Source organism: Atopostipes suicloacalis DSM 15692 (assembly GCF_900129085.1).
Lineage (GTDB): Bacteria > Bacillota > Bacilli > Lactobacillales > Carnobacteriaceae_A > Atopostipes > Atopostipes suicloacalis.
Window position 1 is genome coordinate 42,528 of sequence record NZ_FQUF01000007.1, and the last position, 24,719, is coordinate 67,246.

At 35.4% G+C, this 24,719-nt stretch carries 23 protein-coding genes; 1 reads left to right on the forward strand and 22 read right to left on the reverse strand.

All coding sequences use genetic code 11. From position 1 onward, the window contains the following. Positions 1 to 49: 49 nt before the first annotated feature. The 22 genes from BUB96_RS02925 to BUB96_RS03030 all read right to left on the reverse strand — a co-directional run bounded on the left by BUB96_RS02925 (position 50) and on the right by BUB96_RS03030 (position 23,459). Entirely contained in the window at positions 50 to 1,186 is a 1,137-nt protein-coding gene (locus BUB96_RS02925) for a CamS family sex pheromone protein (protein ID WP_159431721.1), read from the reverse strand. Between the two features lie 17 nt (positions 1,187 to 1,203). Next, positions 1,204 to 3,225, reverse strand: a complete 2,022-nt coding sequence (ligA, locus tag BUB96_RS02930) for an NAD-dependent DNA ligase LigA (RefSeq protein ID WP_073296148.1) — start codon at positions 3,223 to 3,225, stop codon at positions 1,204 to 1,206. Positions 3,226 to 3,249: 24 nt separating this feature from the next. Further along, on the reverse strand, positions 3,250 to 5,514 hold the full coding sequence (pcrA, locus tag BUB96_RS02935) for a DNA helicase PcrA (protein ID WP_407639284.1): 2,265 nt from the start codon (positions 5,512 to 5,514) through the stop codon (positions 3,250 to 3,252). A gap of 176 nt (positions 5,515 to 5,690) precedes the next feature. Then, complete coding sequence (locus tag BUB96_RS02940; RefSeq protein ID WP_073296154.1) at positions 5,691 to 6,344, reverse strand: GntR family transcriptional regulator; 654 nt, start codon at positions 6,342 to 6,344, stop codon at positions 5,691 to 5,693. Positions 6,345 to 6,430: 86 nt separating this feature from the next. Then, positions 6,431 to 6,697, reverse strand: a complete 267-nt coding sequence (locus BUB96_RS02945) for a hypothetical protein (protein WP_073296158.1) — start codon at positions 6,695 to 6,697, stop codon at positions 6,431 to 6,433. After that, the gene (locus tag BUB96_RS02950; RefSeq protein ID WP_073296162.1) at positions 6,642 to 7,559 is read right to left on the reverse strand and encodes an ATP-grasp domain-containing protein; all 918 of its coding nucleotides are present in this window, start codon (positions 7,557 to 7,559) and stop codon (positions 6,642 to 6,644) included. Before BUB96_RS02950 ends, BUB96_RS02945 begins: the two co-directional genes overlap by 56 nt. A gap of 31 nt (positions 7,560 to 7,590) precedes the next feature. Continuing rightward, positions 7,591 to 8,247: a glycoside hydrolase family 73 protein gene (locus BUB96_RS02955; protein WP_084136768.1), complete on the reverse strand. Its 657-nt coding sequence runs from the start codon at positions 8,245 to 8,247 to the stop codon at positions 7,591 to 7,593. A gap of 499 nt (positions 8,248 to 8,746) precedes the next feature. Further along, positions 8,747 to 9,592 carry an IS3 family transposase gene (locus tag BUB96_RS02960; protein ID WP_073296165.1) on the reverse strand — a complete coding sequence of 282 codons (846 nt, stop codon included), beginning with the start codon at positions 9,590 to 9,592 and terminating at the stop codon, positions 8,747 to 8,749. A 2-nt stretch (positions 9,593 to 9,594) separates the two neighbouring features. After that, positions 9,595 to 10,305, reverse strand: a complete 711-nt coding sequence (locus BUB96_RS10255) for a helix-turn-helix domain-containing protein (RefSeq protein WP_073296168.1) — start codon at positions 10,303 to 10,305, stop codon at positions 9,595 to 9,597. Between the two features lie 99 nt (positions 10,306 to 10,404). Further along, entirely contained in the window at positions 10,405 to 12,648 is a 2,244-nt protein-coding gene (locus tag BUB96_RS02970) for an LTA synthase family protein (protein WP_073296171.1), read from the reverse strand. Between the two features lie 191 nt (positions 12,649 to 12,839). After that, positions 12,840 to 14,273, reverse strand: coding sequence for a sensor histidine kinase (locus BUB96_RS02975; RefSeq protein ID WP_084136771.1), 1,434 nt, complete (start codon positions 14,271 to 14,273; stop codon positions 12,840 to 12,842). Next, positions 14,270 to 14,980 (reverse strand): response regulator transcription factor, encoded by a 711-nt coding sequence (locus BUB96_RS02980; RefSeq protein ID WP_073296174.1) that lies wholly within the window; start codon positions 14,978 to 14,980, stop codon positions 14,270 to 14,272. Before BUB96_RS02980 ends, BUB96_RS02975 begins: the two co-directional genes overlap by 4 nt. Positions 14,981 to 15,177: 197 nt before the next feature. Then, the gene (locus tag BUB96_RS02985; protein ID WP_073296177.1) at positions 15,178 to 15,534 is read right to left on the reverse strand and encodes a single-stranded DNA-binding protein; all 357 of its coding nucleotides are present in this window, start codon (positions 15,532 to 15,534) and stop codon (positions 15,178 to 15,180) included. A gap of 278 nt (positions 15,535 to 15,812) precedes the next feature. Further along, positions 15,813 to 16,001, reverse strand: a complete 189-nt coding sequence (locus BUB96_RS02990) for a DNA-directed RNA polymerase subunit beta (protein WP_073296180.1) — start codon at positions 15,999 to 16,001, stop codon at positions 15,813 to 15,815. A 30-nt stretch (positions 16,002 to 16,031) separates the two neighbouring features. Continuing rightward, complete coding sequence (gene mreB, locus BUB96_RS02995; RefSeq protein ID WP_073296183.1) at positions 16,032 to 17,021, reverse strand: rod shape-determining protein MreB; 990 nt, start codon at positions 17,019 to 17,021, stop codon at positions 16,032 to 16,034. 255 nt (positions 17,022 to 17,276) lie between these two features. Beyond that, positions 17,277 to 18,572, reverse strand: a complete 1,296-nt coding sequence (murA, locus tag BUB96_RS03000) for a UDP-N-acetylglucosamine 1-carboxyvinyltransferase (protein WP_073296186.1) — start codon at positions 18,570 to 18,572, stop codon at positions 17,277 to 17,279. Between the two features lie 211 nt (positions 18,573 to 18,783). Beyond that, entirely contained in the window at positions 18,784 to 19,017 is a 234-nt protein-coding gene (locus BUB96_RS10705; protein ID WP_073296191.1) for a DUF1146 family protein, read from the reverse strand. A 57-nt stretch (positions 19,018 to 19,074) separates the two neighbouring features. After that, complete coding sequence (gene upp / locus BUB96_RS03010) at positions 19,075 to 19,710, reverse strand: uracil phosphoribosyltransferase (protein WP_073296195.1); 636 nt, start codon at positions 19,708 to 19,710, stop codon at positions 19,075 to 19,077. Positions 19,711 to 19,798: 88 nt separating this feature from the next. Further along, on the reverse strand, positions 19,799 to 20,803 hold the full coding sequence (locus BUB96_RS03015; RefSeq protein ID WP_073296199.1) for an L-threonylcarbamoyladenylate synthase: 1,005 nt from the start codon (positions 20,801 to 20,803) through the stop codon (positions 19,799 to 19,801). 138 nt (positions 20,804 to 20,941) lie between these two features. Next, positions 20,942 to 21,799: a peptide chain release factor N(5)-glutamine methyltransferase gene (gene prmC / locus BUB96_RS03020; RefSeq protein ID WP_073296203.1), complete on the reverse strand. Its 858-nt coding sequence runs from the start codon at positions 21,797 to 21,799 to the stop codon at positions 20,942 to 20,944. A 1-nt stretch (position 21,800) separates the two neighbouring features. Continuing rightward, positions 21,801 to 22,865: a peptide chain release factor 1 gene (prfA, locus tag BUB96_RS03025; protein WP_073296261.1), complete on the reverse strand. Its 1,065-nt coding sequence runs from the start codon at positions 22,863 to 22,865 to the stop codon at positions 21,801 to 21,803. 9 nt (positions 22,866 to 22,874) lie between these two features. Beyond that, positions 22,875 to 23,459, reverse strand: coding sequence for a thymidine kinase (locus tag BUB96_RS03030; protein ID WP_073296207.1), 585 nt, complete (start codon positions 23,457 to 23,459; stop codon positions 22,875 to 22,877). 239 nt (positions 23,460 to 23,698) lie between these two features. Between BUB96_RS03030 and manA the strand changes: the two genes are divergently transcribed. Next, positions 23,699 to 24,640: a mannose-6-phosphate isomerase, class I gene (gene manA / locus BUB96_RS03035; RefSeq protein ID WP_073296210.1), complete on the forward strand. Its 942-nt coding sequence runs from the start codon at positions 23,699 to 23,701 to the stop codon at positions 24,638 to 24,640. Positions 24,641 to 24,719 lie beyond the last annotated feature (79 nt).

Here is a 24,719-nt window from a genome sequence, read left to right on the forward strand (position 1 = left end):
TTTTAGTATTTCCTCCTTGTTTTTTCAATATTCTCATAAATTGATTACACTAATCAAAAACATATGAAAAATAATCTGACTCCGTAATATCTTTCTTTAAAAAGGCTTGAATATCTTCAGGAGATTCCACAATAATTTCAACATTCATATCTCCTGGCAAGTAAGTTGTTGCACTTTGTTTTAGATATTGGGTATAAGCGACCATTTCCCCTTCACCATAAAATTGCGTCATAATGTTGATGGAAAGAGAATCCAATTGATCATTTATATAATGAGCGCGCCCGGTAATTCCACTAATATTCGGGAAAAAACTTTCTACTTCAGATTGGAAGTTCGCAAAAGCATTTCCTTCAGCAGAATCACTTCCTTCAAGCGGGAAAATAATTCGCCTTTCATTGATCGAGACCCAATCATCAATAGATTCAGATCCATTTAGACTATTCCCTTGAGCTACATAAACGCCTCCAGCTAAATCATCTTGTGGAGATTGCTCATACAGTCCAATCATAATCGGGGTATTTTCTAAGCCTTCAACCTTTCGGATTTGTGAAAGCAATTGATTCGCAATGTCTTTCCCTTTACTTAGGGCTTCTTCAGAAGGAATTTCTTGCATTAAGGTTGGCCCAAATTGTTCCGCTTGATAATAATCAACCGTATTCAAAGCCAAACCAATGCTGATTCCTGATAACTGTAAGTTCTCTTCAGATTCGGTGAAGAAATCGAATTCTAAGATTGAATTCAAATAACGAGGGACTCGGTCATCTCCTTCGCCTGATTCTGGTGGGTTTAACCCTTCAGGATTATCTTCAGATTCTCTAGCTAACCAACTATTCACTAAATCTTTACTGAGATATTGTCCTTCTTGAATAAAATGGGTTTCTGTTGAAAAAGTATCTTGCGACAGACGCATTAAATCCTTCTCAAATAAGCTAATATTTATTCCAGAATTTAAACTTAAGGTTACCCCTCTATTTTTACTTGTTTGATACTGACCATCCTCATCAAGAGCTGGCCGATAAAAGTCATCTCCTAATTGATTCCTAGAAACAACGGTTGAATTGCTTTGTAAATTTTCATCAGAACCTTCAGTTGGTTCTGAATCTGTAGCATTTTGGTCGGTTAAATTACAAGCACTCAAAAACAGCAAAAGTGTTGGTAGAAATAACCATTTCCATTTACTTTTCACTATATCGTCCTCGCTCTCTAGTTTTCTTTTAAGTTTTCCATTAGTTGTTCTTCATTCCAAATTTCCACACCCAATTCTTGGGCTTTCGTTAATTTACTTCCAGCATCCTCTCCAGCAATTAAAAGATCCGTATTGCTTGAAACACTGCCGGTAACTTTGGCTCCCATCAATTCAAGTTGAGTCTTTAATTCATTTCGAGTGAAATTTTCTAATTTCCCCGTTAAAACAATCGTCTTATCTGCGAAAACAGCCGTTTCTTCTTGAGCAATCGTTCTTTCCGCTTCTAAATAATCCATATTTAAACGACGTGCTTTTAGCTCTTCTATCAGAACTTGAGCTTCTTCATTATCAAAAAAAGTCACAACACTATCCGCAATAATGTCCCCAATTCCTTCAATATTGACAATTTCTTCAAATTCCGCATTTTTCAATTCATCTATTGTTGGAAAGGTTTGAACCAATAAACGTGCTGTATTTGACCCTACATGCCGAATACCCAAGCCGAAAATTAACCGCTCTAACGAATTTTCCTTAGAAGCCTCAATCGCATCGACTAATTTAGTGGACGATTTTTCGCCCATTCGTTCAAGTTCCATCAATGCTTCTGGTTGTAAATCATATAAATCAACAACATCAGAAATTAAATCCGCTTCAAATAACTGTCGCACTCTTTGCTCCCCTAAACCGTCAATATTCATCGCATTTCGCGAAGCAAAATGAATCACACGCTCTTGTGCTTGAACCGGACAGGCCGGGTTGATGCAGCGCAAAGCCACTTCGTCTTCCAAGTGCGTCAATTCACTGCCACATGCCGGACAATTTTTGGGAATTTCATAAGGTTGGCTGTCTTCTGGCCGTTCCTCTAACACGACTCTTAAAACTTCTGGAATGATGTCGCCCGCTTTGTGGATAACGAGTGTATCGCCAAGGCGAACGTCGTGTTTTTTAATGAGGTCTACGTTATGCAAACTGGCACGTTGAACGGTAGAACCTGCAACGACAACCGGATCCATGATAGCCGTAGGGGTGACGACCCCTGTGCGTCCTACGGTCCATTCTATTTCGTGTAAGAGAGTTTGAGCTTCTTCGGCTTTAAATTTATAAGCAATAGCCCATCTTGGAGCTTTGACGGTCATTCCTACTTCTTCTTGCACCGAAAATTCATTGACTTTAAGGACAACCCCATCAATTTCATAAGGTAAATCTTGACGTTCTTTTTCTACTTTTTCAATGTAAGCCCAGACTTCATCAATGGATTGGATACATTCATATTCGTGATTGACATGTAGTCCCCATGCATTCATTAACTCAATCGCTTCTTTTTGCGTATTGGCGCCATGTTCTTCTGGGTCCACTAAAGTATAAAAGAAGGCATTTAAGTTTCTGGAAGCGGTGATTTTCGGATTGAGATTTCGTAAGGTTCCTGCTGCAGCATTTCTTGGATTAGCGAAAATATCTTTTCCTTCTTCATCTCGTTCTTTGTTTAATTTTACAAAACTTCCTTTGGGCATATAAACTTCCCCGCGTACTTCACAGGTTACATTGTCGCGTAAACGAATAGGTATCGCTGAGATTGCCCGAATATTTTGTGTGACATCTTCTCCTACTCGACCATCTCCACGCGTGGCTGCTTGTACTAAATAACCATTTTCATACTTAATCGCTATCGCTAGTCCATCGATTTTCATCTCAGACAGATAGGTGTGTGAGCTTTTTGCTTGTTGCTCTACTCTACGGTCAAAAGCTTCTAATTCTTCTAGATTAAAAGCATTTTCTAAAGAAAGCATTTGACTAGAATGCTCTACCTTTTCAAACCCTTCGATTAATGCATCACCAACTCGCTGTGTAGGTGAATCTTGTTTAGTTAGCTCTGGATACATCGTTTCTAAATTAACCAGTTCACGATAGAGCCGATCATACTCAGCATCTGAAACAGTTGGCGCATCTAATGCATAATATTCATGACTATATTGGTTAAGTGTTAGGACCAACTCTTCGACACGCTTTCCTGCTTGCTCAAAATTGATTGCTTTACTCATTTTTCCCCCTCAAATCTTATGCATTTATTCATTATCAGAGACTTTTTCAATTGGCGCAAAAGAGGCAAGTAAATGCTTAATTCCTTCATTTGGAAAAGCAATGTCTAACTGAAGATCCTCTTTTTCCCCTTTTATCTGAACAACCGTACCAATCCCCCATTTTTTATGTGAGGCTTTATCCCCAATAGACCAATCATACGTTTCAGCACCAGAACCGGCACTTTGCTTTCTTTTGCTAGTCACCGAAGATTTTGTTGCATAGTTTTTCTTCTTTTGGGTAGGAGTCAGTGTTGTTTGACGTTTAAATGAACCACTATAGTCCCCCGTCATATAGGTAGGTAAGCCCTCTTTTCGTTCAATTTCAATAACAACTTCATCCAATTCCTCAATAAAAGGTGACGTTGGATTATATTGTCTACGCCCATACAATAAGCGGGAAGAAGCATTAATTAAAAATAATTTTTCTTCTGCTCGAGTAATCCCTACATAAGCGAGGCGACGCTCTTCTTCTAAATCATCCTCTGTACTATCTTGACGAATCAGCGGGAAAATATTCTTTTCAACACCAATAATAAAGACGACTGGAAATTCCAATCCTTTAGCTGAATGAAGCGTCATTAAAGTAATCTCAGAACTTTCTTCTTCAATATCATCCGTTGGGGCAATCAAAGATAAATCGGTCAAGAAAGCCAATAAGCTTTTATCTTCACTATCTGACTGATCAAACGTCTGGGTCACGGAATAAAATTCTTCCAAGTTTTCCACCCGTGTTTCAGCTTCCAGTGTGTTTTCTCTTTTTAAAAGATCAAGGTAACCTGTTTTATCTAAAACACTTTCTACTAAATCTGTTATTGTCACAAACTCCGTCATTTTACGAAAATCACGAATCATTAAGGCGAATTCTTCCAGATTATTTGCCGCACGTTTTGATAGGTTTGTGTTCTGTGCATGCAAGGCGGCTTCATATAAAGATATCCCATTGGTCTCTGCAATTTCAGCAAGCTTGTCAATAGTTGCATTCCCGATACCTCGTTTAGGTTCATTCACAATACGACGAAAGCTGAGATTATCTGCTGGATTGACAATTAGCGTTAGATAAGCCATTAAATCCAAAATCTCTTTTCGTTCGTAATAACCTGTTCCCCCTACCATTTGGAAAGGTAGGTTTCGTTTAATTAATGTTTCCTCCATCACACGAGACATGGCATTCGTTCGATAAAGGATCGCAAAATCATTATAACTCATGGATGGATTCTCACGTATCAGTCTTTCAATTTGATCCGCCACATAATTGGTTTCCGCATATTCATCACTTGCAAAGTAAACGGATATTTTCTCACCATGAGTATTATCGGTCCATAATTTTTTATCTTTACGATTTATATTATTTTGAATCACTGTGTTGGCCGCTTGAAGAATATTTTTCGTTGAACGATAATTTTGTTCGAGTAAGATGGTTTTCGCTTTAGGATAATCTTTTTCAAAATCTAAAATGTTTTGCATATCCGCACCACGCCAACCATAAATACTTTGATCGGCATCTCCTACTACACAAACATTTCCAAACCGTTGCCCAAGTAAATTAACTAAACGATATTGTGCATGGTTGGTATCTTGATATTCATCCACATGAATATATTGAAATTTATTTTGGTAAAATGATAAAACATCCGCATGTTCTTCAAAAAGACGAACCGTCAACATAATTAAATCGTCAAAATCGACGGTCTCTGATACACGCAATTCTTTTTGATATTCGTTGTAACATTTAGCCACTGTTTTTTGCCAATAATTTGAAGCATTCTGTTCATAATCTTTTTCGCTGATTAGTTCATTTTTTGCGTTGCTAACCTCTGATAAAATTGCACGTGGAGGAAATTTCTTTGTATCTAAATTTAATTTTTTTAGCACGCGTTTCATTAAAGTATTTTGTTCACTTGAGCCAGCAATTGTGAATTGACTATTATAACCAATCCGATCAATCTCTCGACGAAGGATTCGTACACACATCGAGTGAAAAGTAGATACCCAAACATCTTCTCCACCCGCTTCAACCAGATTGTTTACTCTTATCTTCATTTCACTTGCTGCTTTATTTGTAAAGGTTATTGCTAAAATATTCCATGGATTTACTTGCTTTTCATGGATTAAATAAGCAATACGGTGTGTTAAAACTCGGGTCTTTCCAGAACCAGCACCCGCCATAATTAAAAGAGGGCCTTCTGTGGTAATCACCGCTTCTTTTTGTTTTTTATTTAATCCATCCGTAATGTTTTTAGGAGGAGTCAAGCTCATCAATTCCTTTCCACTTCACGTTTCAATGCTTATCTAGTATACCTAAAAAATAGTTGGTATTCTACTACTTCTCTTCTATGTTTTTAATCCTCAAAAAGAAAAAAGTTATGCTCAAAACGCACACTTTTCAATGTTTTCCACAATGAAAGGCTCAGCATAACTTCGAAAGTTTAGTTGTATTTATAGTTTTCTTCAATCACATTTAATTTTAATTGATTCATTAAAATCCGAATTTCTCGGCGAGCTTTTATATAGTTATTCTCTGTCAAATAATCTATCAAACACTCTAAATGTTTACTTTTTAGAGTACGGCTTTTTTTCATTATCTGATCAATGAAGCCTTCATCAAATAAAATAGTTTGAATAGTTTTCATTATGGAATCTTTCATATAGGCATTCTCACTATATTTAAGTAAATCACACCAGTAATCTAACTCCATCTCTTCAAATACAGAATTTTCTTTATCCATTTGTTCATGCATTGCTGCTAGATGGTTTTGTAATGGACGAGCATCAAATATTTGCTCTTTTTTTTCTATGTCAAATAAATATTGATTTAATAGACGCTCGATAAAATTAACCTGATCTTGAAAACTTTTAGAATCAAGGTTTTGTATTTTCACTCTGACTCCAATGTTTTGAATCATCTCTAAATAATTATCTTCTTCCAATCGAGAGAAAGCTTTTCTAACAGGTGTGCGGCTGATTTGTAATTCATCCGCTACCCACTGTTCGGTAATGTGTTCTCGAGGTAATAATTGGCCGTTTTTGATTTGTCGAACAATCTGTTCGTATACAATTTGATCTAATTTTTTCTTCACCATTTATATGATTACTCCCCTATCATAATGGTTTGGCTAAAACGTAACCGAATAAAAATTGGTTGAATAGCATTTTCTTATGTTTTTATTTATAAATCATTCTCTGCTAAGATAGCAAGTATTTTTTCCATTTCTTTTGTTTCAATAATCATATGTCCGATAGCTTCTTTGGTCTTTTTCGTTTCACTTTTTACAATTGGGTAAAAAGTGAATCTCCAATTCGGATAGATCATAAGCACTCGTTCAATTGCCTCTATTTGATCCTCATAAAAAGGGACATAAATAGAATCTTCTTTCATTTCATAAGAAAGAGGTAGTGAAGTAATCGCACGTAAATGCGCTTCTACAATTGACATTGATCCTGTTTTTTTGTGAATAGCGTGAAAGTTCATTTGGAAAAGGATAAATATTTCCGACATACAAGGCTTGTGCAGGGGACACGACAAAGTCTATGGTTATTGCTCCGATAAACTGAATCCCTTCTGCAAGTATTCTGCTCACACGTTCAATTTCCTCCAGCAAATCTTGATCGATTGCTGCAGTGGTTTGTACATTGGATAAACGATCATTTCGATAAGATTTTTTTACCACTGGATAAGTTTCAATAGCTCCTGAAGCTGTTTTCACAAGAGATATAGACAACTCTTCGTCGGTTACAATCCATGATTCTAGGACACAAGTGCCATATTTTAACAACTTACTCGCTTCTTCAATATCCTCTTCATCATAAATAAAAAAGCTTTGATCTTTATTAGACGACGTTAAATAATTTGTTCTTAAGACCGCAGGATAGCCTATACTTCGCAAGCCTTCTTTGATGTCTTCAGAGGTAAGAACCGTTTCATAAGGGGCAATATTAACACTCAATGACTCTTTAAAAGCTTTTTGTAAAGCACGGTCTCTCGAAATAGACAATAAATCATCCCCTTGTGGAATAACAACCGCCTTTCGTGCTTCTTCAATTTGTCTTGAATTTAATGAATAATCAAAATACACCAATAAATCACAATGCATTAAAAAATCTTCCTGAATTCTCTCATCATCGAATGCACCATAAAACTCTTTATCGGCACCAAAGGAAGAAGCGATTTCTTCTTCCGTTTGACAAAGTTGATAGGTGATAAAGCCTAAGCGATTTGCCTCTAATATAAATTCGTGAGCGTCTGGATTGGATCCGACGATACCGATTGTTTTTTGATGATTTAAACTATTAGCCATATATCTACACCTTTTCTACAAACTTTAAATATTAATGGTCCATTTCATATAAATGATATTTTTCAATAATATGAATTAATTTACTTGCATAATCAGGATCTGTTGCATAGCCTGCTTCTTGCAAGGCATATGCTGCTTCTTTATAATCACCAGCTTCTTTTACTTCTTTATAAAAATTTGCATCCCAAGATGTTCCATTATCTATAAGATTTGCGTAATCAATAATAGATTCTTCCATCGAATTATACTGTTTAAAGGATGTTTGAATATTTTCCCATTCATCCTCATAATACTCTTTAGTCGCATATTCTCTGCCATTTGATCCTTTTATTCCAAAATAATTGTTCGATTCTTTCGACAGTCCACTATTTCCCCAATCCGATTCTAATGCTGCTTGGGCGATTAATAAACTGGGTCTTACACCATGAGTTTGTTCAACTTCTTTAGCTGTAGGTTCTACCCGTTGGATGAATTCATCTTCCGATAGTCGCCCTATCTCTACAGTTTCCTCTGAGTGATTAACAAAAAAATCACTAAAAATATTTAAAGGACGTGAAATTAAAAACAAAGCCACAAAGAAAAGAAGCAATAAGGTAAACCCTAGTTTAAATAATAATGCTAGGAGATTCAGGAAATTTTGGAATCTTTGATTCATCTTCTTTTTAAATCTTCGAAATCTTCTTTGCATTCATATCCTCTCTATCCTTTAAGTCATCAAATCTATAAATAGCGATTTATTCAGCCATCTCTTCTCGAAGTTTGAGTCATTTTATGTAATCCTCTAAAGCTAAGTTGTGTTCGACAATGAATTGCGCATTTTCTTCAATTTTTGCTTCATCTTGCACTCGCTTATTTTTAGACTCTACAGCATCATTTTTAATCAGTAAACACGCTAATTAAAGTAGAATAAAAGAAAAAGTAAGCTTTTAAATTCCATTTCAAGTCCTCAAAAAATCGTTCAGCACAACCTTAATTTTACCACATTTTATATGATTTTTAAAACCTTTAAAGAAACATTTAGCCAAAATGACTTTGCCTTATCTTAATGAAATCATTCCACTTATTTTAGTTTAAAATAAAAAGACTCCAAATTAGAAGATGTGAACTGCCCCCTGTCAAGTAGACAGGTAAAAAAATAAATAATTTTTGAACCATACATCTAAAAGTGTATGGTTTTTTTCGTAAATTTACGCAATCTTCTCCAGAATTTCTTCTTCGGTAGGAATCGCTAAGCCCATTTCTAAAGTCACTCGTTCATTATTAAAGAACTCAATGTATTCTTTAATTTTTTGGTCTAAATATTCAGGGGTGTCAAATGTATCTAAATTAAACATCTCGACCTTTAAGGTCCCCCAAAAGCCCTCCATAGGACCATTGTCAATACATTTTGAAACGCGTGACATGCTATGAATCAAATCATTATCTTCAACCACTTTGTTAAATGCGTGTGAAGTATATTGAGAACCACGATCGCTATGGATAAGTGTTGTTCCTAGTTTTACATCATCAGTAATTTGTTTCATGGTATCTAAGACTAAAGGATTGTCATTCCGATTGCTCGTCTGATAAGCGACTATTTTCTTTGACCCCAGGTCAAGAATGGCACTTAAGTAACGTTTCGTTCCATTGGTTAATTTAAACTCAGTGACATCAGTTAGTAACTTTTCCATCGGGTTTTCAGCCCAAAAATCACGATCTAAGATGTTTTCAGCTAAATGTTCCACTTTATGCGAGACATAGTTCTTTCTTTTACGGCGAATGACGGCTTTGATTCCCATGATCTTCATTAAGCGATAAACACATTTATGGTTAACTTTCGCATTCCTAAAGAAGTTTAGAAAGATGGTCATTCTTCGATAACCATAGATCCCCTTGAAAGTTTCGTGTATTTCTTTAATCCATTTCATTAGCTTAATACGTTTTAGCTCAGATTCTGAAGGCTCTCGTTTCAACCATTTATAATAACTAGCTCTAGAAACTCCCAGTATTTCGCAAAGATGGGTAATTGGATATTTATGTTTTAATTCTTCAATAGTTAGGTATTCTGCTTCTTGTCTAACTCCTGAGACTTGAGACTCCCAGCGATCTTTCGGCGCTTTTTTAACGCATCATTCTCCATCTCTAGCCATTTATTTCTGGCTTTCAGTGCTTCTATTTCTGCGTCTAAGCGTTCTTCTTCAGTCTGGAGTTCAGATGGCTTTCCTCTCCCGCGATTATCCTCAAGACCTTTTGGTCCATGTTTTTTGTACTTATTCACCCACGAATAAATGTTATTGTAGCTTACTTGATGCTTTTCAGCAGCTTCTGTATAAGTTAACTTGTTCTCAATATAATCTTCTACAATTTGTATTTTTTCTTCATATGATTTTTTGACGCCCATAATGTTATACACCTCGGATTTTGAAGAATATGTGTTGTTCTCCTTTCCTTCAGTATAACGGTTTATCCAGGCATTTACAGTGCTTTTTGCTGGAATATTGTATTTATTCGCTAAGTAATTAGCCCCATATCCATATTCCAGATGTTCTGTTACTACCTGTAATTTAAATTCTTTGGTATACCTACGGTTATTCTTTTGATATTCAATACCTTTCACTCCATGGAGTTGGTACTTCTTAACATAGCTCATAAAAGATGTACGAGATAATTTAAGGTTATATTTCTCAACGAGTGTTTGATGAGAAATTCCATCTAAGTAGAGCTCTATAAATTGTAATAATTCTGGTTCAGTATATTTTCTAACCATAAAAATAGCCCCCTTCAAAGTAGTTTGTTTTTTTCAGTGTCTACTTTGAAGGGAGCATACCAATGTTCTAATGTGAAGTCTTTCTTATCATTATTTTACTTATTTAGTCGTATCTGAATTTTGGTCTCGGTCTACTTCCTGATTATTTTCTACATTATCTGAATTATTTTCTTCATCAAGATTTTCTTCGTCATCCGATGGGTCAATCATGTCATCTTCTTGATTCTCATCAAGTTCTGGAGCATTAGTTTCATATAAATCTGCGGTACTTTCTCCACCGTGTTGACTAATTAAACTTGTGTCAGATTTCGGATTATTTTTTAAATCACTCATCTGATCTTGATACTGATACGTATTTGGTTCCCAAGATTCTAACGCCTTTGGTTGATAAAATCTCAATAAATCCAAACTTAATAATTTATCTGAATTCGTGAGACGCTCGCGTCCGTGATCAGCGCGTTCTTTAAGTTCAGTTATTTCTTCTTCACTTAAAGTATCATCTAATATCTCCCCTGTTTCAGCATCATAAATATGAGAACCAATAAAGTGATAGTTAGGTGTAAGCACATTTCCGTTACGGAATGGTACGAGCTCTTCATTTTCTTCAGACAATAAATCTTGTCCCATAAATAGGTAAGAATCTGTTTCAACACCTAATAAATGAAGGAGTGTTGGGAGTAAATCAACTTGACCACCGTATGTTTCTTTAATTTCTCCATCCGAATAACCTGGAATATGGAACATTAAAGGCACACGTTGCATTTGAACATTTTCAAAGTCTCCCCATTCATCTGCATCATAACCTAATAATGGTGCTAAATAAGGGTTACGCATATTTGAATTTCCATAATGGTCGCCAAAGATGACGATAATTGAATTATCATATAACCCTGAGTCTTTTAGCCAAGTAAAGAATTCTTCAAAAGCTTCATCCGTATAACGCATAGTTTGGAAGTAAGAATTTACCGTATCATCCTGTGTATTTGCTTTTGGAATACTCGCATTTTCTTCTTCTAACGGATATGGGAAATGATTCGTCAATGTTAAAAACTTAGAATAAAAGGGTTGCGGTAATTGTTCAATATATTCAACTGAATCATGGAAGAACAATTTATCTTTTAGACCATAATCTAAAGTTCGTCCCTCGCCCATATCATAATATTGAGAGTCGAAAAAATAATCATAGCCTAAATTTTTATAGGTTCCTGTTCGGTTCCAAAAAGTTCCAGTATTTCCATGGAAAGCAGCTGTAGTATAGCCTTTTTCTTCCCCTAATATCTTAGGAGCGGCATGAAATGTGTTATCAGATCCTAATGTATGGAAAGCACTTCCCTCTGGTAAACCAAAGAGTGAATTTTCTGCTAATACTTCAGCATCTGATGATTTTCCTTGACCCGTTTGATGGAAGAAATTATCAAAACTGATGGTAGAATCATCATGATAGAGACTATTTAAAAATGGCGTCACTTCATAACTGTTTCCATCTTCATCTTCTAAATCGTAATCCATCATAAATTGTTGACCACTTTCAAGAACTAAAGTAATCACGTTTCGCCCTTCGGCTAAGCCAAAGTATTCATCATTAGGCACAGCATTATTTTCTTTAGCAAACTCAAAGACTTCATTTAAATCCCCTTCGTCTGCTTGTGCGCGGATTCGGTTATTCCGAACCGTTTGATAGGCATCATATCCAGTGTAAAAATTGATACCAAGATATTTCACTATATAGTTTCGGTCAAATGTACGTGTTAACAACTGTGAACGATCGGATTCAGCTAAAACTAAATTTCCAAAGAGTAAAGCGAGTCCAGATAATGAAGCTGCTACTGCATAACGTTTATAGAAAGGCTTCTTTTCTTGAATAACATTTGTTTCGCTAGCTTTAACTTTTCTTCGAATTAACCAAGTTAAGAAAGCAAAGTCTACCCAATAAGCGATATCCCAAACTCTTAACATCACAAAGAAAGAAGAGATTAAACCAGAGCTGACGTTGGAGCCACCTTCAAGACCAAGATTTCCTAAGATTGTTGAAAGTGTCATAAAATCAGCAAATTCTCGGTAATAGAGAACATTTATATAAAGCAATAAACTAATGATAAAATACATCACTAGCATAGAGTAACCCGATTTCTTTGTATCTTTAAAATACAAAGATAACGAGAGTAAAACCATACTTGTGGCAAATGGATTAATCCAAAGAATGAATGTTTGAACTGGTCCACTTACCCCCAAATTAAATTCTGTATAATAAGCCAACATTGTTTTAGCCCAAAATAGAATCAACGCTAAGACAAAAAAGATTATTCTATTTTTATTGGGTAATTTTTCTTTTAAAAAATTCACTTTTAAAGACCTCCTGCATGTTAAGTATAACTGCTATTGTTAGTACTCACATTTGCTCACTGGCTATTCTACAATAAAATGAAATGAATCGCAATCTTTTCATCCGAATTCAGCCCTTAGCCTTAGGAAGAAAACGAGAACAACGTGGAAAAATAAAGAAACAAAAAGAATGAATATTTTATCATATTTCTTTATTCTTCTACTTTCTTCAGTTTTTTTCTAGGGAACTTTATAATAAACGTTGTCCCTTTATTTAATTCACTTTTCACGTCTATATCCCCATCATGAAGTTCTACTAGCTGCTTAACTATAGGTAAACCTAAGCCAGATTCGCCATATTTCGTATTTTTCCGAGAGGAATCTGCTTTATAGTAACGATCCCATATATTTTCCATCTGTTCTGCTGACATACCAATCCCATTATCAGAAATGATGATATGACTGGACTCTTTTGTCTCTGCAGCATCTATCGTTATCATTCCATTCGTCGTAAATTGAAGGGAATTTTTTATTAAATTAACAATAATCTGCTTAAAACGATCAAAATCAGCGTACACCATGATATTTTTGACATCTTCATTAAGAACAATTTCATTATTGGATTCAATAGCAATTGGCGTGAGCTGTTCCGTAATTTCCGTCATCGCTTCATTTAAGGGGAAATGATGTTTATTTAGGACAATTCGATTGGACTGGATATTTTCGTAATCTAGATTTTCATTGACAAGGCGAATTAAACGCGTGGTTTCTTTTCGCATAATTTTAATACTGCGCATTTCTTGTTCTTCATCAAAAACATTGTACTCCAGTCCCTCTAGGAGACCATTAATTGTGGTTAGAGGTGTACGCATTTCATGTGCTACATCTTGCATAAAAGTTTTACGTCTTTCTTCAAGGTGTAACACTTCACTCCGCCATTCTTTCAATGCTTTAATCATTTTATTAAAATCAGCAGACAAGCGATCAATTTCATCACGATTACTGTGGCTAATATAAATATCATAGTCGCCCGTTGCTACCTTTTGAGTAGCTTTACTCAACCGGTTTACCCGATAAACCAAGTAAAAGGAAAGAAGTAAACTTACGACTACTGCAAAAATTGTTGAAATAAGAAAAGCTTTTAAAACATTTCCTTTCAGTTCATCCATATTGTTTTCAATATAACTTACTGGACGTCCCAAGCCAATAAACCCTTGATATCTATGATCTTTTGTAAAAATTGGAACATAAATAGAGACCGTATCACGATTATTTTTTCTTAACGTATTTGGCTTCGTTCGGAGAAGTAAAGATTCACCCGCTTTTAATGTTTTCAAGTCTTGTTCAGACAAGTTTGATTGAAAGTCTTGATTTATTTGAGGATATTCTAATTCTCCTTCTTGATCAAATATCCCATATTCAATCCCTTGATTTCCAAAAATCTGGTTATAAGAATTTAATTGATTTTCATCAAAACCAGTCTCTTCAATTAAGCTTGCATAATTTAAAAAGGTCTCTTCTACTTCGTTAATTACCTGATTCCGGCCAAAATGAATAATTGAAAAGGACGTAATTGACATCAGTGTAAGAATGACTAATAAAAATCCGAGCATTAATTGATAGATGTATGGAAATCGCATTCTCATTCAAAATCACCAGAATCATCAAATTTATACCCGACACCCCAGACGGTTTGAATCACTTGAGGTCCATTTTTTAATAATTTTTGTCGTAATTTTTTAATGTGTGCGTCTACCGTGCGTTCATCTCCAAAATACTCATACTCCCAAACTTGTTGAAGCAATTGTTCTCTTGAGAAAACTCTTCGAGGGCTATTAGCCAAGGTAAACAGTAAATCAAATTCCTTAGGAGTTAAATCTTCTAATGGTTCTCCATATAAAATGATTTCTCTTGTATTTTTATTTATTTTTAAATTTTCTGTGTCGATATCATAATTGCTTTTTGCTTCTACGACTTCTCCAGGCATTTCTACTCGTCTTACTGTAGACTTTATACGTGCCACTAAGGTTAATGGACTAAAAGGTTTTGTCACATAGTCATCAGCACCAATTTCTAAGCCAATTACTTCATCACTTTCAGTATCTTTAGCTGTTAACATAATAATTGGAATTTGCGAATCAAACTTTCTGACTTCCCGACAGATCGTCATCCCATCAAGTGAAGGAAGCATAATATCTAAAATCAATAAATCATACATTTCTTGATTATTTTTATATTCATCTAAGCCCTCTTGACCATCATGAATGAATGTCACCTGCCAATTTTCTTTTTCAAAAAACATCTGAAGCATTTCACAAACGGATTCGTTATCTTCTATCATCAAAATGTGCATTGTAATCCCTCATTTTCTATAATTAACCTCATTATATAGTATACGACGAAAATATGAAGAATTTATTATGTTTTTAAGATAAATCCCCTATCGACACTCAAAAGTAAGCGATAAAAAAGAACAACTTCCCTCTTTTAAAGAGAAGCTATCCTTTTTAACCTTTTATTTTAAATTTTCTACCATTTATTCTTTTCTATTTAGTTTTTCGCCTGCTTTTGGCGATTTCTGCGTCGGGTTGAATTCCTTGGTTGTAAAAAATGAACACTATCTACTAACATTTCTACAACATAAACGGTTTGTCCTTTATCATTTTCATAATTGCGAGATTGAATTTTACCATCCAAACCTACCAGATTTCCTTTGTCACAATATTCTTCAATAAGTTCCGCCCGTTTACCCCATGCTACAAAATTAATAAAATCCGTTTCTTGACCATGATCCACTTTATACGTTCTTGGGATGGCCAAAGTATTATTCATCACTATTTTTCCATCTCCAACTTCCCTTAGTTCTACATCACGAACAATTCTTCCGACAACAGTTAATCGATTCATTCGATCCCTCCTAAAATATTTATCAGATCTTTATGAAACTAAAGTGAGCCAATCATTTCATAAAAACCCTCTATATATATAATTTGCATAAAAATCGCATTTTCTCGAAAAAACTTTTAAATATTGCGTTTTTTTATTTTAGGAGAAAATTCTCTAAAAAAGACTCAAATTTAACGTAAAACCTAAAAAAAGTGCCGGCTAATCTTCACAGATTAACCGACACTCAAAAGATAAAGAAAATGCTCTTATCTTTTATTATTTAATTTTTCACTTTAGAACTAAAAAACAAAATTTAAAATATGCTCCCAAAGTTCTCGATTGAAAATGTCCATTGGGTTTGCACCATCACCAATAACACTATATCCTAGCATGGCTCCAACCGCAAAAGCTACTATAATTAATAAGACGATTAACAAAAATCGTAAAAGATAAAATAATGTGCTTTTTAAAACATTGGTCCAATTCATTTTTAGCCTGCTTTCTAAATAAGGTGATTATTAATTCCTTTGGAGTTTGTTGATATTTTCTAATAAAATACCTGTTCCTAAAGCCACTGAATCTAGTGGACTTTCTGCTTTAAATACAGGGACTTTCAATTCTTGCACTAACAATTGGTCAATACCATGTAACATTGCCCCACCACCTGTAGTAATGACACCATGGTCAATAATATCCGCTGATAATTCAGGAGGTGTTTTTTCTAAGACATCTTTTGCAGCTGAGATTATTTCTTGCATAGATTCTCTTGTTGCCTCTAAAGTTTCATTTGAAGTCATCGTCACTGTTTTTGGCAAGCCTGAAACCATATCACGTCCACGAATATCTATTGATTCCTTACGTTCTTTATCGAAGACCTCACCAATTTCAATTTTAATATTTTCAGCTGTACGGTCACCAATTAATAAGCCATGTTTTCTTTTTACGTATTCTTTAATATCGTAATCTAAAGAATCTCCAGCTTTTTTAATAGACATACTGGTTACAATGCCTCCCATAGAGAGAACTGCAACGTCAGTTGTTCCACCACCAATATCAATGACCATATTTCCACTTGGTTGGAAGATATCCATACCTGCACCAATTGCTGCTACTTTTGGCTCTTCTTCTAAATAAACATTTTTACCCCCAGCTTTTTCAGCCACTTCAATGATTGCCTTTTGTTCGATAGCTGTAACGTTTGTTGGAGTACAAATAATGATATTTGGCTTTGATAAAAAGCTCTTTACATTAATTTTATCGATAAAATAAGCCAGCATAGCTTCTGTAATATCAAAATCAGCAATGACTCCGCCTTTTAATGGGCGAATGGCTTTAATATTTCCTGGAGTACGTCCCACCATTAAATATGCTTCTTCACCAACAGCTAATACTTCACGAGTATTGGTATCTATTGCCACGACTGCTGGTTCATTAATAACAATTCCTTTACCTTTTATGTGAACAAGAACATTGGCTGTTCCTAAATCAATCCCTATATCTTTTGCCATGAATCTATTTCCTCCTGAATCTTCACTTGGGTTCATCTATTATCTTGAATCAATTAATATTTTTAATTACCGGATTTTATTCATCCTGTCTATTTTACTGGATAAATAAACAAAATACAATATTCAATCGCTAGAAACTATACAGGTCAATATTATAACCATAAACATTTGATTAATCCAGTAAAAAAAGACCTTCAATATTCATAGAAGAAATAGAAAGTCTTTCATTATTTTTATTTAGTTTAATTCATTGCTTTAAACTTCTTGTTTTTCTGCTACTTTTTCTTCGGTTCCTGATACACGTTCTATGTTTGCGCCTAATGCAGCAAATTTTTCATGCAGTTTATAATAACCACGATCTAGGTGATTAATGGCTGTCACACGCGTATATCCTTCAGCAATTAATCCTGCTAGAATTAATGCCGCTGAAGCACGTAAATCAGTAGAAGCGACTTCTGCCCCTTCAAGTGTTTTTCCGCCATTTATAATTGCTGATTGTCCATCAATAAGGAAGTCGGCATTCATTTTTCGCATTTGTTCTAAATGCATAAAACGATTTTCAAATACTGTTTCATTGACTACACTTGTTCCTTTTGCTTTTAGTTGGGCAATCGTCATTTGTGCTTGCATGTCGGTTGGGTAACCTGGATAAGGTTGTGTTTTGATATCCGTTGGTTTTAGTTCTTTTGGTCCAATCACTCGAACCCCTTTTTCTTCTTCAGTGATTGTAACGCCCATTTCACGTAATTTAGAAATCAGTGGACGATTATGTTCAGAGACACAATCTTCAATGAGAACGTCACCTTCTGTAATAGCAGCAGCAACCATATAAGTTCCACTTTCAATACGATCTGGAATAATTGAATGGTTTGTTCCAGTCAATTCAGAAACTCCTTCAATTCGGATGGTTTCTGTTCCAGCTCCCACTACTTTGGCACCCATTAAGTTTAAGTAATTTGCTAAGTCAACAATTTCGGGTTCACGTGCCGCATTATCAATGGTTGTTTCACCTTTTGCAAGAGTTGCAGCCATCATAATATTTTGGGTTGCACCTACACTTGGAAAATCTAAGTAAATATCTGCTCCCTGTAATTGATCAACCGTTGCTTCTAAGTATCCATTTCCTTGTTCAATTTTAGCACCCATCGCTTCAAAACCTTTTAAATGTAAATCAATTGGTCTCGATCCAATGGAACAACCTCCTGGCATAGCCACATAGGCTCTTCCATTTCTAGCTAATAAAGGTCCCATAACCACAATAGATGCGCGCATCTTATTCATAAATTTAAAAGGGGTATCAGATTTCAAAGGCATCGTTGCATCCACGGACATAGTCTTTTCATCTTCATTAAAATCAATCGCAATATTTAAGTATTGTAAAACTTCTTTCATAATATAAACATCTGATAGCAAAGGAATATTTGTAAATTTACTTGGTTTCTGTTCGCCTAAGATACTCGCTGCTAATATCGGCAAAGCCGCATTCTTAGCACCTTCTATTTCTACAGTACCTGTAAGACGATTACCACCCTTTACAATAATCGAATCCATTATAAAATACCTCCAGCATATTTTTAATCACCACAATGGTTCATTTCTTAAGTTCGTTATTTATTCATTTTTTTAAACGTTGATGGTTATAAGTAAAGAAAATAACTTTCAACTCACGAGCAATTATCATTATTATTATCATTTTTTTCAGTATAACAAAACTTATCTCACAAATTAAAGATGAAGCCTTAAAAATTGAAGGAAATTAAGTTTACTGAAAAAAAGTCAATAGATTTTGTGAATAATTCATAAAATCTAAGAAAAAGTTACTTACTGTATAACCAATAGTTATAGCAAATAACACATAAAAAACTCTCAATTGCTGGGGAGCATTCTTTTTAAATAAATGATCTGCTCGTAAACTTTGTGAAGCCCAGTAACTAAGTCCTATAAAAAATAAATGTGAAAATAAAGTAATCAATGACTGTACTCGAATAAATTCCATAGAGTATCCCTTCTTCTGAAATCTGTTCTCTAAATCAATGAGACATCATTTTAAAAATTAAAGTGTACCGTAAAGTCTATCTCCAGCATCTCCTAAGCCTGGAACAATATACGCATCATCATTTAATTTTTCATCTAGTGCAGCTGTGTAGATTTCTACTTCAGGATGAGCTTCTTGTAAAGCTTTAATCCCTTCAGGAGCTGCTACTACACAGATAAATTTAATGTTTTCTATTTTGGCTCCGCGTTCTAAGACAGAATCTATTGCTGCAATTGCAGAACCTCCAGTAGCTAACATTGGATCTACCACATACATATGGCGATCTTCTAGATTATTAGGCATTTTTACGAAATATTCCACAGGTTGCATGGTTTCTTCATCACGATAAAGACCTACATGACCTACACGTGCTGCAGGAATTAAGTCTAAAATACCATCTACCATACCGAGCCCTGCTCTTAAGATAGGGACGACAACTACTTTTTTACCTGTTAATGTTTTTTGGATTGTTTTTCCTATAGGTGTTTCAATCTCAACTTCTTCGAGTGGTAAGTCCCTAGACACTTCATAAGCAAGTAAACGAGCGACTTCATTAACTAATTCTCGAAAATCTTTTGTACCTGTATTTTTATCGCGAAGGATTGTTAGTTTATGCTCGATTAAAGGGTGTTTTAAAACATGAAAGTTTTCCATTTTTTTAGCTCCTTTTTTTATACTGCTTTTTTCATCCTTACAATATTACTAAATATATCAACTAAAATCTACTCTTTTAAAAAGATTATTATATGAATTTATTATTAGCGGCACTTTGCAAGCGGTTCATGTAGACCATTCCCATTTCCCCTTCATCAAAAGCTTCTACTAACAGAACGGATGCTTTTGATTTTTCCATCGTCCGCAAGCCATTAAATAAGTTGCGATTGGCAGTATTTACATCCTTATCTTTACAAAGGGCAAAGGTCGCTTTCACATGCTCTTTGTATTTTTGAACAACTTCTTCACTTGCCAGCAAACCAACTGTTTCCTCTCTCTTTGTCATTTCATAAATGGCGGCTTCAAAGTTAGACGTTACGATATATACGGGAATGGTCGGTTCATAGTGTTTAGCTTTTGTGTGGGTTATATCACTGAAGTTTATTGATGGAGCCTCTTCTAGAAAATAAACTTTTCGATCAATGACTTTTTCAATGGCTTCTTTTGAAATATTTCCGGGTCTTAAGATAGTCGGTTCTATTGGATTTGAAAAATCTAGAACGGTCGATTCAATCCCAAAAGAAGTTTCTCCTCCGTCAATCACTGCTGAAATTTTTCCATCTAAATCACTATGCACATGTTCTGCTAAAGTAGGACTTGGGCGTCCCGAAGAGTTTGCGCTTGGAGTAGCTAGTGGAACTTTGCATGCCTCAATAAATTGGAGAGCAATAGGATTATCTGGCATCCGCAGCCCTACTGTTTCTCTGCCTACTGTTACAGATGAAGCAAAAGCGTGCGCATTTTTTAATAGGATCGTTAAAGGTCCTGGCCAAAATTTAGTGGCTAACTTTTTTGCTTCAATCGGAACCTCTTTAGCATACTTATCCAAATCATCCACCTGACTTACTAAGACACTTATCGGCCGATCAGCCGGTCTTCCTTTTGCTTCAAAAATTTTCAAAACAGCTTCTTCATTGGTTGCATCAGCCCCTAAGCCGTAGACCGTATCTGTAGGAAACGCGACAATGTCTCCTTTTTGAATAAGTTGAGCCGCTTTTTTTATGTCGTTTTCTGTTAATTTTAAGGTCTCCATTTATTTTTTCCTTTCTTCATCTCTTCATCAACAAGATGATGTGATTCTGTGGATAGTTTTTCTATTATTCACAGTAAAAAGTGACGTTTCAAGCTCTTTTCCTTAGTTATACACAGTTGTCCACAGGGCTTATCCACATTATACACAAGAAATAGCGACTACACGATCTAAACCACTAAAATCTTGCCAAATATCTATTTTTGCCTCTGGAAAAGTTTCTTTAAAAATCTCAGTAACTTTTGGTCCTTGTTTATACCCAATTTCTAAAAAGATAAATCCTTTTGGTTTAATATACCCAGAAATTGAGCGGGCAAGTTCTTGATAAACGGCTAAGCCATCCTCTTCCGCAAAGAGAGCCATTTTTGGTTCATAATCAATGACGGATTGGTCCATTACATTCAGCTCATTTTTACTAATGTAAGGTGGATTACTTAAAATAACGTCAAACATTTCCCCCTCTACCGGTTCAAATAAATTGCCTTTTTTGAATGTTACTTCCGCCTTTAAAGCTTTTGCATTTTCACAAGCAACCGCTAAAGCTGCTTCGCTAATATCGGTGGCTGTTACTGTATCAAATGGACGCTCAAGTTTTGTAGTAATGGCTAAAACGCCAGTCCCCGTCCCAATATCTAAGATGTTTAAGGGAGTGCTTGGTAATTGCTTGAACACCTGATCTAACCATTCTTCTGTTTCCGGTCGCGGAATCAATGTATCTGACGTGACTTTAAATTTGCGATCAAAAAACCAATCATGACCAATAATTTGTTGCATGGGTTGTCCTTTGATTAACTGATTTAGGTCTTTCTCAAACTGATCACGCTCCTGCGTAGGCATCATTTCTCGGTCGTGTTTTACTAGGTCGGTTTTCGTCCAATTTAATCGTTCACGCAATAGCCATTCAGCCGCAAAACCAGAATATCCCTTTTTTTCTAAAAAAGAAGAAGCCCGTTGCAGGACTTCACGATAGGTGGCAGAAGGAGGATTATTTTTTGTCATTTTACAATTGCTCCAATTTTTGTGCTTGATCTTGTAAACGTAAGGATTCAATAATTTCATCTAATTCGCCATTTAGTACTTGTTCTAATTTATGAACGGTTAAATTAATCCGGTGATCGGTTACTCGTCCTTGAGGGAAGTTATAAGTTCTTATTCTTTCAGAACGATCTCCGGTACCAATCGTAGATTTTCTTTCAGCATCCACTTCTGCTTGGGCTTGTTGTTCGTAGAATTCAAAGACTCTTGAACGTAATATTTTCATCGCTTTTTCTCGGTTTTTTAGTTGTGAGCGTTCATCTTGCATAGCTACAACAATTCCTGTGGGTTCATGGGTCAATCGAACCGCTGAATCCGTCATGTTTACGTGCTGTCCACCCGCTCCACTTGCTCGGTAAATATCTACTCGAATGTCGCTTTGATTGATATCGATTTCTACATCTTCTACTTCAGGCATAACTAGTACGGTAGAGGTAGACGTATGCACGCGACCTTGTGATTCTGTTTCCGGCACTCGTTGTACACGGTGCGCTCCGCTTTCGTATTTAAGCTTTCCATAGACTTCTTTTCCACTTATGGATAGAATAATTTCTTTGTATCCGCCAATCCCTGTGGAATGAGATTCAAGGACTTCCGTTTGCCATCCTTGCTTGTCAGCATACTTTTGGTACATATGGAAAAGATCCCCTGCAAATAATTGAGCTTCATCTCCACCCGCTGCTCCACGGATTTCCATAATAATATTTTTTCCATCATTTTCATCTTTAGGGATTAATAAAATACGTAACTCTTCTTCACTATTTTCTTTGCTTTCAAGTAACTCTTCTTTTTCAAGTTCCGCTAATTCAGTCAACTCCGCATCGGAAGAATCAGCTAATACTTCTTCCGTTCCTTCTAAATCAGCCAGTATTTTTTTATACTCGCGGTACACTTGAACCGTTTCTCGAAGGTCCCCTTCTTCTTTACTGAGCTCAGTTAATTTTTTGGAGTCCTTTGTAATCTCTGGATCACTGAGCATTGCATTAATTTCATCATAACGAATCTCTAAATTTTCTAATTGATCAAAAATATCCATATTTTACTCGCTTCCTTCTTCGATAACTGGATTAAAATAATGGTAACGGCAAACAGGGAAATAGCTTTCGTTTCCACCGATTTGAATTTGGGTTCCTTCATAGACAGGTTTGCCATCACTCATTCGTAAATTCATCGTCGCTTTTTTGGCGCAGTACCAGCAAATGGTTTTAATTTCTTCTATTTTTTCAGCATATAGCAATAAATATTTAGATCCTTCAAACAGGTTGTTCATGAAATCATTCTTTAATCCAAAAGCCATGACCGGAATATTCAACTCATCCACAATACGCGTCAGTTGTAATACATTTTCTTTCGTTAAAAACTGAGCTTCATCAATTAAGATACACCAGATTTTTTCGTTTTCTGCTTTTATTTTTTCGAAAATATCTGTATCTTCTAAAATAGGGATAGCTTCTCGACGCATTCCTGTTCGGCTTGAAATGACACCTACTCCATCTCGATCGTCAACACCACTTGTAAAAATTCTGACTGCTTTATTTTGTTCTTCATAATTATGGGCAACCTTTAATACTTCAATAGATTTTCCACTATTCATTGCTCCATACCTAAAATATAATTGTGCCATTCCATTCAACCTCTCAAGTCATTCAAGAATCTTATACTTTATATATCCTTAAAAATTATAACGAATGAAAGCAAAAAGCACAAGGTTATCGTCACTTGCTGGCACATAATTTATACGTGATCTTTTTTAATCGATCTTTCACGAGATTAATTCATATTCATAAATCCATATTCATTTTAGCCATTCATCTGTGATACACTATATGCAATAAAGAGTACAAACTTGAATGGAGTGTAGATATGGAACCATTATTTTTAAAAGGTGTTTTACAAGAAAAAATATGGGGTGGAACAAAACTTAGAGAGAACTATGGGTATGACATTCCCAGCGATAAAACAGGAGAATTATGGGCAATCAGCGCTCATCCAAATGGCGTAACGACCGTTTTAAATGGAGAATACAAAGGCCAAGCCTTGGATCAATTATGGGAAAACCATCGTGAATTATTCGGAAATCAACCAGGAGAAGTGTTCCCTCTTCTAACTAAAATTATTGATGCACAAGGAGATTTATCTGTACAAGTGCACCCTGATGATGCCTATGGACTAGCTCACGAAGGTGAATTAGGTAAAACCGAATGCTGGTATGTGTTATCTGCTGATCCTGGGTCAAAAATTGTTTATGGACATACTGCCCAAACAAAAGATGAACTACGTGAACTTATTGAAGCAGGTAAATGGGATCAATTGCTAAAAGAAGTCGAAGTTCAAGCTGGAGACTTTTTCTATGTTCCAAGCGGCACTATTCATGCCTTAGGAAGTGGCGTTATGGTTCTGGAAACGCAGCAATCAAGTGACACAACGTACCGTTTGTATGATTACGATCGTGTGGATGACGAAGGAAACCCTCGAGAGTTACATATTGAAGAATCTATTGATGTCACCACGGTTCCGGCAAAAGAGAATCCAGTGGAGCCTACAACAGAAGATCTAGAAAATGGTCAAATCACTACTTTAGTTTCTAATCCATTTTTCACAGTCTTCGAATGGAAAATAGACGGACCTGTTTCCTTTACTCAAGAATCCTTTTATACCCTCGTTAGTGTCATTGACGGTGAAGGTACATTAGAAGCGGATGGTCAATCTTACCCTATTTCTAAAGGTGACCACTTTATCCTTCCAAACCAAATTCAAAAATGGGAATTAGATGGGAATCTTCATATTATTGCTTCTCATCCATAAACATAAATCCAAGATGTTTTTAGTCTACAAATAAAAAACGAGCCGTTCTCAACTTATGATGAGTTGAAACGACTCGTTT

Excerpts from the sequence above, each read along its gene's own strand:
- ligA (WP_073296148.1), bottom strand. The coding sequence starts at position 3,225 with ATGAGTAAAGCAATCAATTTTGAGCAAGCAGGAAAGCGTGTCGAAGAG.
- BUB96_RS03015 (WP_073296199.1), bottom strand. The coding sequence starts at position 20,803 with ATGGAGACCTTAAAATTAACAGAAAACGACATAAAAAAAGCGGCTCAA.
- BUB96_RS02975 (WP_084136771.1), bottom strand. The coding sequence starts at position 14,273 with ATGAGAATGCGATTTCCATACATCTATCAATTAATGCTCGGATTTTTA.
- BUB96_RS02980 (WP_073296174.1), bottom strand. The coding sequence starts at position 14,980 with ATGCACATTTTGATGATAGAAGATAACGAATCCGTTTGTGAAATGCTT.
- BUB96_RS03030 (WP_073296207.1), bottom strand. The coding sequence starts at position 23,459 with ATGGCACAATTATATTTTAGGTATGGAGCAATGAATAGTGGAAAATCT.
- upp (WP_073296195.1), bottom strand. The coding sequence starts at position 19,710 with ATGGAAAACTTTCATGTTTTAAAACACCCTTTAATCGAGCATAAACTA.
- mreB (WP_073296183.1), bottom strand. The coding sequence starts at position 17,021 with ATGGCAAAAGATATAGGGATTGATTTAGGAACAGCCAATGTTCTTGTT.
- BUB96_RS10705 (WP_073296191.1), bottom strand. The coding sequence starts at position 19,017 with ATGGAATTTATTCGAGTACAGTCATTGATTACTTTATTTTCACATTTA.
- prmC (WP_073296203.1), bottom strand. The coding sequence starts at position 21,799 with ATGACAAAAAATAATCCTCCTTCTGCCACCTATCGTGAAGTCCTGCAA.
- murA (WP_073296186.1), bottom strand. The coding sequence starts at position 18,572 with ATGGATTCGATTATTGTAAAGGGTGGTAATCGTCTTACAGGTACTGTA.
- manA (WP_073296210.1), top strand. The coding sequence starts at position 23,699 with ATGGAACCATTATTTTTAAAAGGTGTTTTACAAGAAAAAATATGGGGT.
- BUB96_RS02990 (WP_073296180.1), bottom strand. The coding sequence starts at position 16,001 with ATGAATTGGACCAATGTTTTAAAAAGCACATTATTTTATCTTTTACGA.
- BUB96_RS02940 (WP_073296154.1), bottom strand. The coding sequence starts at position 6,344 with ATGGTGAAGAAAAAATTAGATCAAATTGTATACGAACAGATTGTTCGA.
- BUB96_RS10255 (WP_073296168.1), bottom strand. The coding sequence starts at position 10,305 with ATGGTTAGAAAATATACTGAACCAGAATTATTACAATTTATAGAGCTC.
- BUB96_RS02955 (WP_084136768.1), bottom strand. The coding sequence starts at position 8,247 with ATGCAAAGAAGATTTCGAAGATTTAAAAAGAAGATGAATCAAAGATTC.
- BUB96_RS02985 (WP_073296177.1), bottom strand. The coding sequence starts at position 15,534 with ATGAATCGATTAACTGTTGTCGGAAGAATTGTTCGTGATGTAGAACTA.
- BUB96_RS02945 (WP_073296158.1), bottom strand. The coding sequence starts at position 6,697 with ATGTCAATTGTAGAAGCGCATTTACGTGCGATTACTTCACTACCTCTT.
- BUB96_RS02950 (WP_073296162.1), bottom strand. The coding sequence starts at position 7,559 with ATGGCTAATAGTTTAAATCATCAAAAAACAATCGGTATCGTCGGATCC.